Source organism: Corynebacterium sp. MSK195, from assembly GCF_030228885.1.
Taxonomy (GTDB): Bacteria; Actinomycetota; Actinomycetes; order Mycobacteriales; family Mycobacteriaceae; genus Corynebacterium.
In genome coordinates, this window is record NZ_JASPGT010000055.1 from 1 (window position 1) to 477 (window position 477).

General features: G+C 57.7%; 1 protein-coding gene. It reads right to left on the reverse strand.

What is annotated here, in order from left to right; genetic code table 11:
* Window positions 1-78: 78 nt before the first annotated feature.
* Window positions 79-477, reverse strand: a 399-nt coding sequence (locus tag QP909_RS11775; protein WP_284767330.1) for a DDE-type integrase/transposase/recombinase, incomplete at its 5' end; no start/stop codon positions are given.

Consider the following 477-nt stretch of genomic DNA (forward strand, 5'->3'; position numbering starts at 1 on the left):
GGTGCTGTTGCAAAGTTGGGCGGAGAGCCGAGACGACCCAGTTTCTCATTTCCTGATGGCCGCTGCGTGCCGGCGTTCTCAGGCCGTCTCGAAGACCCGGTTGACGATCACCGCGTCCGGATTGGGGTGCCCATAAGCAAACATCGTGCCCTGACCTTTCCGTAATGAATGCATCGCTTCCATCCCTTTCAACGTCCGGTAGGCGGAAATTCGGTTTTTGAACGCCCCCTTCGGTCCCAGGATTCTTTTAAGTCGGCCATGATCTCCCTCGAGAACGTTGTTCAGGTATTTCACCTGCCGGTGCTCCACCATCTGAGGGCAGATTCCCTCCGCCTTCAGCTCGGATATTGCCTTGGCCAGAGCTGGTGCCTTGTCGGTGTTGATGACCCGCGGGGACCCGGCTGTCGTATTCGATCGCAGCGTCTTGGCCAGGAAACGCTTGGCCGCAGCCACATTCCGTTTTGGTGAGAGGTAGAA